Source organism: Mesorhizobium sp. Cs1321R2N1, assembly GCF_037179725.1.
Classification (GTDB): Bacteria; Pseudomonadota; Alphaproteobacteria; order Rhizobiales; family Rhizobiaceae; genus Mesorhizobium; species Mesorhizobium salmacidum.
On record NZ_JAPYKP010000040.1, the window covers coordinates 12,730 to 25,581 of the forward strand.

The following is a 12,852-nucleotide window of genomic DNA, read 5'->3' on the forward strand; positions in this document are numbered from 1 at the left end:
GAGTCGAGAAAAAGCATGCTGTTTGCCGGCAAGGTGAAAGACGCTACCTATGGATGGACAGCATGCAAGGCGGGAGCACAGCCATGGCCGACCAGACCGTTACCGAACTGAAGCAGAAGATCGCACAGGCGCGCGAGGTCATCGCGCATCTCATGGACAAGGCCGCCTTCAACGGCGCCGAGGCGCATCGGGCGCTGGATTATTTCGGCGGCGACGCCTTCGACCGGAACTTTCTGCCCTGGCCGCATCAGGGCGAAGAGGGATTGCGGCCGGAGGAGCTCAATGCGGCGAATGACGACTAGCGGCCTTCAATGCGTCGCCGTTGCCAACCCCTATTCGAACACGATCGCCTGCAGCGCCCCGCCATTGCGCTTCAACCAGTCCTTGCAACGGTCGGTGTCGGGGCAGAGCTTTTCGCACAATTTCCAGAATTTCGGCCCGTGGTTCATCTCCTTGAGATGCGCCACTTCGTGCGCGACGAGATAGTTTATCACGGGCTGAGGTGCCATCATGATGCGCCAGGAGAAGGAGAGATTGCCTTCGGAGGTGCAGGAGCCCCAGCGGCTGGAGGTGTCCTTATAGCGGATCGCCTTGGCGCGCTTGCCGAGCGCCTCGGTGTGCCTGACGACCAGCTTCTCGATCTCCTTCTTGGCCTCGCGCTTCAAGAAATCGGCGATGCGGCGCGGCAGATGGATGCGCTCGCCATGCACGATCAGCAGCGGACCGCGCTCGTCGCGCGATATGGTTACGGTGCCGCGCTTTGACGGCTCGTGGACGATGCGGTGCGGCACGCCGCGCACCGGTATCTTGATGCCGGGCCGCACCTGCGGCCGCGTCGGCACCTTGGCCAGCCGCTGCTCCAGCCAGTCCTGATGGCGGTCGAGGAACCTGTCCACCTCGCCCCGGCGCAGGCCCGGCGGCACGGTGATGCGCAGGCCCTGACCGCCGGAATCGATGCGCAGCGTCAGGCGCTTTGCCCTGGCGCTCTCGACGATCTTGAGCGGCAGGGTGCGGCCGGCGACACAGTATTCCCGCTCCACGGCAGGCGTGGGTTTGGGCTTCGTCAGATTGCGGAAGAACCCGATGGTCATGGCGGGACGATACGCGATTCGAGGAAAACGAATAGAACAAAAAAGAAACGGCGCCGCTCGCGCGACGCCGTCATTACACCTTGGCCCTGTCGCCTGGCCTCAGTCGTCGAGCAGGTTCGAGCCTTTGCCGCGCTTGGTGGGGGTCGTTCCGGTGCCCGGATCGGTCTTGGTGGGCGCGGTCGACTTGTTGCGGTTGGCCATGAACCGGTCGAACTCGTCCTGATCCTTGGCGCGGCGCAACTCGCGGGCATACTCGTCGAACTGCGTCAGCATCTCGTCGAGCTTGCGGCGCTCTTCGTTCAGGCGCTCAAGCTCCTTTTCGCGCCAGTCGTCGAAAGCGACGTTGCCGGTGCGGGCGGAGCCGCTGCCCCAGCGTGCGGCCTTGTCGGAACCACGGCGGCAGCCGGCGAAGATGCCGTCGGTCGCGCGGTTGACGTCACGCTTGAAGCCCTCAAGCCGGTCGCCCCAGATGATGTAGGCGAGCATGGCGAAGCCGAGCGGCCAGAACACCATGAAACCGATCACCATCAACGCGATGGTCGCCGGCGTCCAGGCCGGGCGGATCAATGCAGATGTGTTCATTTTCTCCCATTCCTTCGGTTGGAGACAGCCAGAACCGGCTGCGTGGAATCGAAATGGGAAGGCGAAAACGGCGATTCAAGACAATGTCGGCCAAAACCGGACAAGCTTCTGAAATGATTGCCGCTTTTTGAGCATATCGAGGAAAAGCACGGCCAAGCCGGCGATCAGGCCCCAAAATGCCGCACCGACGCCGAACAGCGTCAGCCCGGAGGCGGTGACGACGAAGGTGACGGTGGCGGCCATCCGGTCGCTCTCATCCCTAAGCGCGATCGCCAGCGCATTGGCGAGCGAGGCCATCAGCGCGAGACCCGCCACAAGCACGATCAGGCTCTGCGGCAGGACGGCGAAGATCGCCACCAGCGAAGCGCCGAAAATCGCGAAGATCAGATAGGCAAGCGCATAGAACGGGCCGGTCTTCCAGCGTTCGGCCGGATCGGGATGGACATCCGGCCCGGTGCATATCGCCGCAGAGATCGCCGCCAGATTGGTGGTTGCGGCCCCGAACGGCGCCGACAAGAGCGAAAACAGGCCGGTGACACCGATCAGCGGGCCGGGCTCGGGGTGGTAGCCGGCCGCCCGCAGTACCGCCAGCCCCGACAGGTTCTGCGAGGCCATGGTGACGAGATAGAGTGGCAGCGCGAGACCGATGATCGCCTTGGCGGTGAAATGGGGAGCAATGAACGTCAGTGTCGACAGTTCGGGCGCGGGCAAGCCGCCGACACGGCCGGTAAGGAAGGCGGCAAGGCCACCGCCAACCAGCACCGCCAGTACCGATAGCGCCGGATTGAACAGCCGGATGACAAAGAATGCCGCGATCAGCGGCAGGATGAGCCAAGGGTCCGCCGGAATGGCTTTCATGGCATTGATGGCGAAGGTGACGACGATGCCGGCCAGCATGCCGGAAGCGACCGAAGCCGGTATTCTCGATATCAGCCGGGTCAGCGGCCCAAACAGGCCGGTTGTGACCAGCAGGACGCCGGTGATGATATAGGCGCCGACGGCCTCGCCCATCGTAAAGCCACTCGATGCGGCGACCAGTGCCAGGCCCGGAGTCGACCAGGCGGTGATGACAGGCATTTTCGTGCGCCATGACAGCCACAGGCACTCGACCGTCATGGCCAGACAGATCGCCGTCACACCGCTTGCCGTCTCGACCTGCGTCGCGCCGACCGCCTTGGCGGCGGCGATGACGATGGCCAGCGTGCCGCCAAAGCCGACGATGGCCGCGACGAAGGCGGAGACCGGGATGGAAAGGCGCATGGTCATTTGCCTCGTCCGGCCATGTCACCGACGGCCCGCACCAGCATCTCGAGATCTTGCGGCCGCGACAGGCGATGGTCGCCGTCAGGAATCAGCGACAGCGTGACATCGTCGGCCGGCAGCAGGCTGACCAGCCTCAAGGCGTGGCTCGACGGCACGTCCGCATCGGCCAGCCCCTGCAAGATGTGAACCGGGCAATGCGTGTCGATAGGCCCGGTCATCACCCGGTTATGGCGGCCATCCTCGATCAGGGCGCTCGTGTAGATGTAGGGTTCCGCGGAATAGTCCGACGGCTCCGCGAAGTAGCCCTTTTTGGCGAGGTCGCGCTTCTGCGCCTTGGTCAGCACCGGTTCGACCAATTCACTGGTAAAATCCGGAGCCGGCGCCAGCAGCACCATGCCGACGACGCTTGCGTCGCCCGCCTTGCGCAATTCCTGCACCATGCGCAGCGCGATCCAGGCACCCATGGACGAGCCGACCAGGACCTGATCGCCCTTGGCGAAATTCCGGAAAACCGTAAGGCTTTGCGCAAGCCATGTCGAAATCGTGCCGTCGGCGAAAGCGCCGCCGGATTCGCCATGGCCCGAATAGTCGTGCCGCAGGAAGGCGCGGCCTTCTCGTGCCGCCCAGTCCGACAGCGTCTCGGCTTTCGTGCCCAACATGTCCGACTTGTAGCCGCCGAGCCAGACGATGCCGGGCGTCGAGCCCGCCGAATGGCGCACGGCGATATCGGATCCATCAACATCGAGAAAGATCGGAGCGGCGGTCATGGCTGTGGGACGGTCCTGGTTTTTTTCACGCCTCGCTTTTGGCACGGCCAAAGGCAAGGCGGAAAGTGCTCGCGATGTTTCTTTGCTTGGCACAGGCTCGTGATCAGGTGATTTCTTGAGAACGCTGTGCTATTGACTTGCGCCGCGCGCTTCCCACATTGGCGCGTCCACACAGATTTGTACGAACCCCGAACGAAACGGCCAAGGAGACCACGACCATTCGCAGACCTTTCAAAGCAGCGGCGCCGACCAAGGATGGGCCGCGCTCCAACCGTGATATCCGGGTTCCCCGGGTCCAGCTTATCGACGCCGAAGGCCAGAACCGCGGCGATGTTTCCATCAACGACGCATTGCTGCTCGCCGAAGAGGCCGGGCTCGATCTGGTTGAAATATCGCCCAACGCGGTGCCGCCCGTTGTAAAAATCCTCGATCTCGGCAAATTGAAATACGCCAACCAGAAGAAGGCGGCCGAGGCGCGCAAGAACCAGAAGGTCATCGAGATCAAGGAGATCAAGATGCGCCCGAACATCGACAGCCATGACTACGAGACCAAGATGAAGGCGGTCCGCCGCTTCTTCGAGGAAGGCGACAAGGTCAAGCTGACGCTGCGCTTCCGCGGCCGCGAGATGGCGCATATGGAACTCGGCATGCAGCTCCTGAACAAGGTGCGCGAGGAGGTGGCGACCATCGCCAAGGTGGAAGCCGAGCCGAAGCTCGAAGGCCGCCAGATGATGATGGTGCTGGCGCCGCGCTAAGCAGGCTGCGCACGCTTCGCAACGCGCCGTCTGCATAGTTTCCACGGTTGTCGCGGGTTCTCACCGCAAAACCGTGAACACTTTTGCGGAACCCGCTTGGATCACGATGACGTCAGGTCTAGTCATCGCGCTAAAATCCGCCTGAATTGTGCTACAGGGCGTCCCGACGACCGGCGGGACGCCTATTCCTGGCTAGAGCTGCGATCGCCGCTAAGCTCCTCGACGATCGGATCCCAACCTTGGACACAGAATACAAACACGGGCTGGGCAACTACCAGCAGATGCGCCGGCTGGTGCTTGCCGTGCTCGTCGCGGTGCTGTTTCTGGCACTGCTGTTCGGCCAATCGACGTTCCCGCCGGACACGCCGGTGCACGAATCGATCGAGATGTTCGGCGTGCTGTTGATTTTCCTCGGCATCGTCGGGCGCCTCTGGGCGACGCTCTATATAGGCGGGCGCAAATCCTCCGAAGTGGTCACTGGCGGGCCCTATTCGATCACCCGCAACCCGCTCTACGTGTTCTCGACCGTGGCCGCCGCCGGCGTCGGCGCGCAGATCGGCTCGTTCTCCGGCATCATCCTTTTCGCGGTTCTGTGCGCTGGTGCCTTCCATATCGTCATCCTGCGCGAGGAGAAATTCCTCAAGGAAGCGCTCGGCGCGCCGTATGCCGACTATCTGGCGCGCGTGCCGCGCTTCTTCCCCAAGCTTTCGCTCTACCAGGAAGGCGACACCGGCAGCTTCAAGCCGCGCCTGCTGTTGACTACGCTGCTCGACGGACTGGTGTTCCTGATCGCGCTGCCGGCTTTCGAACTGATCGACGGCGCACAGCTGTCGGGCATGCTGCCGGTGTGGTTCAGGCTGCCCTGACCGGGGACAGTGCGTCGCACGGCCTGAGGTGTTGCGCCCGCGCCATCTTTGATCTATAGCACCGCCGTTCCAAGAAAGCCGCCCGGCAGGGCATGCCGTGGCGGTTTCATTTGCTTTTCGGGCTTTGGTCGGCCTGAAGCGAACAAGAAGCGCGATCGTGCGCCAACATTACGGAGTAGCAAAATGCCCAAGATGAAGACCAAATCGGCCGCCAAGAAGCGATTCAAGATCACAGGTACGGGTAAAGTCCTGTCGGCTGCGGCCGGCAAGCGTCACGGCATGATCAAGCGTTCCAACAAGTTCATTCGAAATGCCCGCGGCACGATGGTTCTGGCTGAACCGGATGGCAAGAAGGTCATCAAGAATTTTCTTCCGAACGGCCTCTAAGGCTTCGGTCCGGACACGCATTTGTTTTACGCAATTCCGAACGGAAAACCGCAAGGCACTTTTCCTGGAATTGCTTTTAAGGAGATCATGACATGGCACGCGTAAAAAGAGGCGTCACCTCGCACGCCAAGCACAAGAAGGTCCTGAAAGCCGCGAAAGGCTTCTACGGCCGCCGCAAGAACACCATCCGCATCGCCAAGCAGGCGGTGGAAAAATCGCTGCAGTACGCTTATCGCGACCGCAAGAACCGCAAGCGCTCGTTCCGTGCGCTGTGGATCCAGCGCATCAACGCCGCGACCCACGAGCATGGCCTGACCTATGGCCGCTTCATCGACGGTTTGAACAAGGCCGGCATCGAGATCGATCGCAAGATCCTGTCCGACATGGCCATCCACGAGCCGCAGGCTTTCGCCGCCCTGGTCGCCAAGGCCAAGGTCGCGCTCGAATATCTGAAGAACACCACGCCGAATGCTTTTGAGAGCGCTGTCGCCTAGAGCATGATGCCAAAAAGTTTCTGATTTTTTGGACAACATCATGCTCCAGGGAAATTAGCGAGGAGCGCGATCTTTTCCGAAAAGTCTGCAACTTTTCGGGATCGGGCTCCGAGCCCAGCGCTTCCCAAGCACTTTCGACACTTGATTTGGGGAACCCGCGCTGGCACGGCTGGCGCGGGTTTTTCTTATGCCTGAACTTTCACTCCAAACGTGACTTTCACGTCCAGAGCGATTTCCAACGCAGCGAGCTTGATCGTGAACGACGCAACCACTGGCCTTGATGCACTCGAAAATTCCCTGATGGCTGATATCGCCTCGGCCGCCGACGAGGCGTCGATCGAGGCCGTGCGTGTCTCGGCGCTCGGCAAGAAGGGTTCGGTCTCCGAAATGCTGAAGACGCTTGGCGCGATGGGCGCCGAGGAACGGCAGGTGAAGGGCCCGGCGATCAACGGCCTGAAGAACCGCGTCACCGATGCGCTTGCTTTGCGCAAGGCGGAATTGAAAGACGTGGCGATCGCCGCACGGCTTGCCGCCGAAAAGGTCGACGTGACGCTGCCGGTGCGGCAGTCGCCGGCCGAGCGCGGCCGCATCCATCCGATCAGCCAGGTCATCGACGAGATCGCGGCGATCTTCGGCGATCTCGGCTTTGCCATCGCCGAAGGTCCTGACATCGAGACCGACTACTATAATTTCACTGCGCTGAATTTCCCGGAAGGCCATCCGGCGCGCGAGATGCACGACACCTTCTTCTTCCAGCCGGACGAGAAGGGCGTGCGCAAGCTGTTGCGCACCCACACCTCGCCGGTGCAGATCCATACCATGGAGAAGCAGAAGCCGCCGATCCGCATCGTCATTCCCGGCAAGACCTACCGCCAGGATTCCGACGCCACCCATTCGCCTATGTTTCATCAGGTCGAGGGGCTGGTGATCGACAGGTCGGCCAACGTCGCCAACATGAAGTGGGTGCTGGAAGAGTTCTGCAAGGCCTTCTTCGAAGTGCCGCAGGTCAAGATGCGCTTCCGGCCGTCCTTCTTCCCGTTCACCGAGCCGAGCCTCGAGGTCGACATCCAGTGCGACCGCTCGCGGCCAGGCGAAGTGCGCTTCGGCGAAGGCTCCGACTGGATGGAGATCCTCGGCTGCGGCATGGTTCACCCCAACGTGCTCAGGGCCGGCGGGCTCGATCCCGACGAGTACCAGGGCTTTGCCTGGGGCATGGGCATCGACCGCATCGCCATGCTGAAATACGGCATGCCGGATCTGCGCGCCTTCTTCGACGCCGATGTGCGCTGGCTATCGCATTACGGCTTCCGGCCGCTCGACATGCCGACGCTGTTCGGAGGCCTGAGCGCGTGACGGTCCTGAAGCCTCCTGCTGCCAGCTATTACGGAACAATCCAATGAAATTCACCCTCTCCTGGCTCAAGGATCACCTTGAAACCGACGCCACGCTGGCCGAGATCGTCGAGCGGCTGACCTCGATCGGCCTCGAGGTCGAACATGTCGATGACAAGGCGGGCCTGAAGCCCTTCGTCATCGCCAAGGTGCTGACGGCGGTGCAGCATCCCGATGCCGACCGGCTGCGGGTGCTGACCGTCGATACCGGCAGCGGCAAGCCGCCGGTGCAAGTGGTGTGCGGCGCGCCGAATGCCCGCGCCGGCCTGATCGGCGCCTTCGCCGCGGCAGGTACCTATGTGCCCGGCATCGACGTGACGCTGACGGTCGGCAAGATCAGGGGCGTCGAAAGCCACGGCATGATGTGCTCCGAGCGCGAGCTGGAACTGTCCGACGAGCACAATGGCATTATCGACCTGCCAGAGGATGCGCCGGTCGGCACCAGCTTTGCCGCTTATGCGCATCTCGACGATCCGGTCATCGAGATCAATTTGACGCCGAACCGGCCCGATGCCACCAGCGTCTACGGCATCGCCAGGGATCTCGCGGCGAGCGGACTTGGCCGCCTCGTCGGCGGTGCGATCATGCCGCATGTCGGCAGCGGCATGTGCCCGGTGAAGGTGACGATCGAGGCACCGGAGCTTTGTCCCGGATTCGCGCTCAGGCTGGTCAGGGGCGTCAAGAACGGCCCCTCGCCGAAATGGCTGCAGCTGCGGCTGATCGCCATTGGGCTCAGACCGATCAGCGCGCTGGTCGACATCACCAATTACGTCACCTTCGACCGCGGCCGGCCGCTGCACGTCTTCGATGCCGCCAAGGTCGCCGGCAATCTCGTCGTGCGCCGCGCCAAGAATGGCGAAACGGTGCAGGCGCTCGACGGGCGCGAATACACGCTGACGCCGGAGATGTGCGTGATCGCGGATGACAATGGCGTCGAATCCATTGCCGGCATCATGGGTGGCGAACAGTCCGGCTGTGACGAGAACACGACGGACGTGCTGATCGAATCCGCTCTTTGGGACCCGATCACCACGGCCCGCACCGGCCGCACACTCGGCATTATCACCGACGCGCGCTACCGTTTCGAGCGCGGTGTCGATCCCGAATTCATGGTGCCGGGTATCGAGTTGGCGACGAAGCTGGTGATCGACTTCTGCGGCGGCACCCCGACGGAGACCGAGGTGGCCGGCTATGCCGGACATCAGCCGAAGATCGTTTCCCTTCCCTTGTCGGAAGTGAAGCGGCTGACCGGCATCGAGGTGCCGAAGGCGGAGAGCCTCGACATCCTGTCGCGTCTCGGCTTCCACGCGCAGGGATCGGGCTACGTCGTCGACGTGACCGTGCCCTCCTGGCGCCCCGATGTCGACGGCAAGGCCGACCTGGTCGAAGAGGTCATGCGCATCCATGGCGTCGACAATATCGCGCCGCAGCCGCTCGGCGCGCATGACGTGGTCAACGGCAAGATCCTGACGACACTGCAGATCCGCACCCGTGCCGCCAAGCGTTCACTTGCCGTGCGCGGCATGATGGAGGCCGTTACCTGGTCGTTCATTCCCGCCAGGCACGCCGAGTTGTTCGGCGGCGGCCAGACGGCGCTGAAGCTTGCCAACCCGATCGCAGCCGACATGTCCGATATGCGGCCCTCGCTCCTGCCAGGGCTGATTTCGGCCGCGCAGCGCAATGCCGACAAGGGCATCGGCGACGTTGCCTTGTTCGAGGTGTCGGGCACCTATGAAGGCGATGGCGCCGACCAGCAGCGGCGCGTCGCCGCCGGCGTGCGACGCGGCACGGCCAAGCTCGACGGCTCAGGCCGCAACTGGGCCGGCAATTCCGGCCCAGTCGGCGTGTTCGACGCCAAGGCCGATGCCATCGCCGCGCTCGAAGCCTGCGGCGCGCCGGTCGACCGGCTGCAGATCGAGGCTGGCGGACCGGCCTGGTATCATCCCGGCCGTTCCGGCACGATCAAGCTCGGGCCAAAGACCGTGCTCGGCACGTTCGGCGAGTTCCATCCGAAGACGCTGGAAGGGCTCGATGTCTCCGGACCGCTATGCGGCTTCGAGGTGTTCGTCGATGCCGTGCCCGAGCCGAAGACCAAGCCCACGAAAACCAAGCCCAGGCTGGAGCTGTCCGCTTTCCAGGCGGTGAAGCGCGACTTCGCCTTCGTCGTCGACAGGGCCGTCGAGGCCGGCACGCTGGTGCGCGCCGCACTTGCCGCCGACAAGAAGCTGATCACGGCTGTCTCGGTCTTCGATATCTTCGAAGGCGCGTCGCTTGGCGAGGGCAAGAAATCGATCGCCATCGAAGTGTCGATCCAGCCGGTCGAGAAGACACTTATCGACGAGGATTTCGAGGCGCTGGCCAGGCGCATCGTCGACAATGTCGGCAAGCAGACGGGCGGCGTGCTCAGGGCATAGAGAATTCAGGATTGCGGGCAGGTGGCGAATCGCCCTCCAAAGGGCGATGGACCATCTCTCGTATTCCGGGCTTCCCTTCGAGGTGCAACGTGCGGCGTTTCTCGACCTCGTCGCGGCTGATCCGCTGCTGGGTGAAACGCTGGCGCGAGTGCGCGAACTTGCCTTGCCGGATTGGCTGGTGGTGTCCGGCGCGCTCTACAACAGCGTCTGGAACCATCTGACCGGCAAGCCGTCGGGCTACGGCATCAGGGATGTCGACCTCTTCTATTTCGATGACTCCGACCTGTCCTATGAGGCAGAGGACGGCGTGATCCGCAGGGCGGCGGCACATTTCGAGGGACTGCCGCTGCCGGTCGAAGTGCGCAACCAGGCCCGCGTGCATCTGTGGTATCCGCAGAAGTTCGGGCAACCCTGCCCGCGCTATACGAGTGCCAGTGAATCCGTCAGCTATTTCGCCTCGAAGACGCATGCGGTCGGGGTGCGTTTCGATGCCGATGGGCAGTTGGAACTCGTGGCGCCGTTCGGGCTCGACGATCTCTTCTCGTTTCGCATCACACCGAACCGGGTGATGGATAACCGGCGGACGCATGAAACGAAGGGCAAGCGGGCAAAGGAGAACTGGCCGGAGATTAGGGTGGTGCCTTGGTGAGTGGCGGAAATTTTGAATGTCGGCGGGACAGCGCCCCCCTCTGCCCTGCCGGGCATCTCCCCCTCAAGGGGGGAGATCAGCCGCTTGGCGGTCTCAGCCTTCTTTCGACGCCGGCGATTGGCGAAAGCCGAGGTAACATCCAGTCCCCCCTTGAGGGGGAGATGTCCGGCAGGACAGAGGGGGGCGCCTCGCGCCGATCTATCTACCCATTCACCAGCGCCAGCAGCTCCTCGGTATAGCGCTTGCCCATCACCTTGTCGGGCGACAGCGCATCGCCGATCGATGCCACCTCGGCCGCGCTCAGCTCAATCCCGGCCGCCGCGGTGTTCTGCTCCAGATGGCGGATTTTTCGGGCACCCGGGATCGGCACGATGAAATCGCCCTGGTGCAGCACCCAGGCCAGCGCCAGCTGTGCCGAAGTCACGCCCTTTTCGGCCGCCATCTTATCCAGCGTGGCGATCACCTCGGCATTGGCGGCCATGGCGTCGGCCTGGAAGCGCGGCAGGCCACGGCGCCAGTCATCGTCGCTCAGGGTCTCCGGCTTGGCGATCGTGCCCGTGAGCAGGCCGCGGCCGAGCGGGCTGTAGGGCACGAAGCCGATGCCGAGTTCGCGGCAGACGGCAAAGACCTCGTCTTCCGGGTCGCGGGTCCACAGCGAATATTCGCTCTGCACCGCCGCGATCGGGTGCACCGCGTGTGCCCGTCGGATGGTGGCCGCACTCGCCTCCGACAGGCCCAGCGCCCGCACCTTGCCCTCGCGCACCAGCTCGGCCATGGCGCCGACCGTATCCTCGATCGCCACGTTCGGGTCGACGCGGTGCTGGTAGTAGAGGTCGATGACATCGGTGCCGAGCCGCTTCAGCGACGCCTCGGCAACAGCCTTGACGTGCTCGGGACGGCTGTCGACACCGGCCATGCGGTCGATGCCGGTGCCTTCCTCCAGGATCTTGAAACCGAATTTGGTCGCGATCGTCACTTTGCCGCGAACCGATTTCAGCGCCTTGCCGAGCAGGATTTCGTTCTCATAGGGTCCGTAGACTTCCGCCGTGTCGAAGAAATTGACACCAATCTCGACGGCGCGGTGCAAGGTGGCGATCGCCTCGGCTTCCGGCTGGCCGCCGTAGGCAAAGCTCATGCCCATGCAGCCAAGGCCGACCGGGAAGACTTCGAGTTCAGTTCCTAGCTTGCGAGTTTTCATCACGCATCTCCTTGTTGTGATGCGGCAGACATAACGCCTTGCAGTCCGTTCGATAATCGGCTCTTCTTCGTACGGGTCGTTCCAAGAAATAGATCAATGAACCGAGCACATCTCTCACAGCTTGCGGTGCTGGCAACCGTTGCCCAATGCGGCAGTTTTCGCGGTGCGGCCAGGGAACTGGCCATCGCGCCTTCGGCGGTGAGCCACGCGGTCTCCAGCCTGGAAGCACGGCTTGGCGTGCGCCTTTTGGCGCGCAGCACGCGCAGTGTCGCTCCGACCGAGGAAGGCGCGCAGCTGCTGGAGCGATTGCGCCCGGCGCTTTCCGAGATCGACCTGGCGCTGGAGACAGCCGTCGAGGCGCGCGACCGGCCTGCCGGAAACCTGCGGCTCAGCGTGCCACGCACGTCAGCGCATCTGGTGCTGACGCCGCGGCTCAGTGCCTTTGCGTCAGCCTATCCCGACATCGTGCTGGAGATCGTCATCGAGGATCGCTTCACCGACGTGGTGGAAGGCGGTTTCGATGCGGGTGTGCGGCTCGGCGAAAGCCTGCAGCGTGACATGATCGCGGTGCGCATCGGGCCGGACATTCGTGGCGCCGTGGTAGGCGCGCCATCCTATTTCGAGACAAGCCCCAAGCCGCGCCATCCACGCGATCTTGCCGACCATCGCTGCATCCGCTTCCGCTTCTCCAGCGGTGTCCTCTACCGCTGGGAGTTCGAGAAGGACGGCGAAGAAGTCGAGATCGCGGTGCAAGGACCGCTGATCCTCGACGAGGACCATCTGATCGCTCAGGCCGCCGTCGACGGCGCCGGCCTTGCCTTCGTCTTCGAGGAGTATGTCCGCGCGCCGCTTGCCGACGGCCGGCTGATCCGCGTCCTGGAGGACTGGTGCCCGTCCTTCGTCGGTTTTTCCGTCTACTATCCGAGCCGCCGGCAGATGCGGCCGGCGCTAAGGGCTTTCGTCGACTTCTTCAAGGTGAGCGGGTAGTCCACCCT

At 63.3% G+C, this 12,852-nt stretch carries 14 protein-coding genes; 9 read left to right on the forward strand and 5 right to left on the reverse strand.

The features are described 5' to 3' along the window. The first annotated feature begins 83 nt into the window (after positions 1 to 83). On the forward strand, positions 84 to 302 hold the full coding sequence (locus O7A61_RS13175) for a hypothetical protein (protein WP_337130158.1): 219 nt from the start codon (positions 84 to 86) through the stop codon (positions 300 to 302). Between the two features lie 30 nt (positions 303 to 332). Here the strand turns inward: O7A61_RS13175 and O7A61_RS13180 are convergent, their stop codons facing one another. The 4 genes from O7A61_RS13180 to O7A61_RS13195 all read right to left on the reverse strand — a co-directional run bounded on the left by O7A61_RS13180 (position 333) and on the right by O7A61_RS13195 (position 3,703). Further along, positions 333 to 1,091, reverse strand: coding sequence for a M48 family metallopeptidase (locus O7A61_RS13180; RefSeq protein WP_149905538.1), 759 nt, complete (start codon positions 1,089 to 1,091; stop codon positions 333 to 335). 99 nt (positions 1,092 to 1,190) lie between these two features. After that, positions 1,191 to 1,673: a DUF2852 domain-containing protein gene (locus O7A61_RS13185; RefSeq protein ID WP_337130160.1), complete on the reverse strand. Its 483-nt coding sequence runs from the start codon at positions 1,671 to 1,673 to the stop codon at positions 1,191 to 1,193. 75 nt (positions 1,674 to 1,748) lie between these two features. Then, positions 1,749 to 2,933, reverse strand: coding sequence for a benzoate/H(+) symporter BenE family transporter (locus O7A61_RS13190; RefSeq protein ID WP_337130188.1), 1,185 nt, complete (start codon positions 2,931 to 2,933; stop codon positions 1,749 to 1,751). Between the two features lie 2 nt (positions 2,934 to 2,935). Beyond that, positions 2,936 to 3,703, reverse strand: a complete 768-nt coding sequence (locus O7A61_RS13195; protein ID WP_337130162.1) for an alpha/beta hydrolase — start codon at positions 3,701 to 3,703, stop codon at positions 2,936 to 2,938. A gap of 218 nt (positions 3,704 to 3,921) precedes the next feature. Between O7A61_RS13195 and infC the strand changes: the two genes are divergently transcribed. The 7 genes from infC to O7A61_RS13230 all read left to right on the forward strand — a co-directional run bounded on the left by infC (position 3,922) and on the right by O7A61_RS13230 (position 10,659). Then, a complete protein-coding gene (gene infC / locus O7A61_RS13200; RefSeq protein WP_010912915.1) occupies positions 3,922 to 4,458 on the forward strand; it encodes a translation initiation factor IF-3 in 537 nt (178 codons plus the stop codon). Between the two features lie 239 nt (positions 4,459 to 4,697). Next, positions 4,698 to 5,324, forward strand: a complete 627-nt coding sequence (locus O7A61_RS13205) for a methyltransferase family protein (protein WP_140506875.1) — start codon at positions 4,698 to 4,700, stop codon at positions 5,322 to 5,324. Positions 5,325 to 5,507: 183 nt separating this feature from the next. Next, entirely contained in the window at positions 5,508 to 5,711 is a 204-nt protein-coding gene (rpmI, locus tag O7A61_RS13210) for a 50S ribosomal protein L35 (RefSeq protein ID WP_006201248.1), read from the forward strand. 92 nt (positions 5,712 to 5,803) lie between these two features. Further along, on the forward strand, positions 5,804 to 6,205 hold the full coding sequence (rplT, locus tag O7A61_RS13215) for a 50S ribosomal protein L20 (protein ID WP_006201247.1): 402 nt from the start codon (positions 5,804 to 5,806) through the stop codon (positions 6,203 to 6,205). Between the two features lie 300 nt (positions 6,206 to 6,505). After that, positions 6,506 to 7,558 (forward strand): phenylalanine--tRNA ligase subunit alpha, encoded by a 1,053-nt coding sequence (gene pheS / locus O7A61_RS13220; RefSeq protein ID WP_337130189.1) that lies wholly within the window; start codon positions 6,506 to 6,508, stop codon positions 7,556 to 7,558. A 43-nt stretch (positions 7,559 to 7,601) separates the two neighbouring features. Continuing rightward, on the forward strand, positions 7,602 to 10,010 hold the full coding sequence (gene pheT / locus O7A61_RS13225) for a phenylalanine--tRNA ligase subunit beta (RefSeq protein WP_337130164.1): 2,409 nt from the start codon (positions 7,602 to 7,604) through the stop codon (positions 10,008 to 10,010). Between the two features lie 46 nt (positions 10,011 to 10,056). Continuing rightward, positions 10,057 to 10,659, forward strand: coding sequence for a nucleotidyltransferase family protein (locus O7A61_RS13230; RefSeq protein WP_337130165.1), 603 nt, complete (start codon positions 10,057 to 10,059; stop codon positions 10,657 to 10,659). A gap of 202 nt (positions 10,660 to 10,861) precedes the next feature. Here O7A61_RS13230 and O7A61_RS13235 read toward each other — a convergent pair whose 3' ends face one another. Then, a complete protein-coding gene (locus tag O7A61_RS13235; protein WP_337130168.1) occupies positions 10,862 to 11,857 on the reverse strand; it encodes an aldo/keto reductase in 996 nt (331 codons plus the stop codon). Positions 11,858 to 11,953: 96 nt separating this feature from the next. Here O7A61_RS13235 and O7A61_RS13240 point away from each other — a divergent pair, with 96 nt between their 5' ends. Beyond that, entirely contained in the window at positions 11,954 to 12,844 is an 891-nt protein-coding gene (locus O7A61_RS13240; RefSeq protein ID WP_337130170.1) for a LysR family transcriptional regulator, read from the forward strand. Positions 12,845 to 12,852: the final 8 nt, after the last annotated feature.

Coding starts and splice junctions, on each gene's coding strand:
- O7A61_RS13175 (WP_337130158.1), top strand. CDS start 84: ATGGCCGACCAGACCGTTACCGAACTGAAGCAGAAGATCGCACAGGCG.
- O7A61_RS13180 (WP_149905538.1), bottom strand. CDS start 1,091: ATGACCATCGGGTTCTTCCGCAATCTGACGAAGCCCAAACCCACGCCT.
- O7A61_RS13185 (WP_337130160.1), bottom strand. CDS start 1,673: ATGAACACATCTGCATTGATCCGCCCGGCCTGGACGCCGGCGACCATC.
- O7A61_RS13190 (WP_337130188.1), bottom strand. CDS start 2,933: ATGCGCCTTTCCATCCCGGTCTCCGCCTTCGTCGCGGCCATCGTCGGC.
- O7A61_RS13195 (WP_337130162.1), bottom strand. CDS start 3,703: ATGACCGCCGCTCCGATCTTTCTCGATGTTGATGGATCCGATATCGCC.
- rpmI (WP_006201248.1), top strand. CDS start 5,508: ATGCCCAAGATGAAGACCAAATCGGCCGCCAAGAAGCGATTCAAGATC.
- rplT (WP_006201247.1), top strand. CDS start 5,804: ATGGCACGCGTAAAAAGAGGCGTCACCTCGCACGCCAAGCACAAGAAG.
- pheS (WP_337130189.1), top strand. CDS start 6,506: ATGGCTGATATCGCCTCGGCCGCCGACGAGGCGTCGATCGAGGCCGTG.
- pheT (WP_337130164.1), top strand. CDS start 7,602: ATGAAATTCACCCTCTCCTGGCTCAAGGATCACCTTGAAACCGACGCC.
- O7A61_RS13230 (WP_337130165.1), top strand. CDS start 10,057: ATGGACCATCTCTCGTATTCCGGGCTTCCCTTCGAGGTGCAACGTGCG.
- O7A61_RS13235 (WP_337130168.1), bottom strand. CDS start 11,857: ATGAAAACTCGCAAGCTAGGAACTGAACTCGAAGTCTTCCCGGTCGGC.
- O7A61_RS13240 (WP_337130170.1), top strand. CDS start 11,954: ATGAACCGAGCACATCTCTCACAGCTTGCGGTGCTGGCAACCGTTGCC.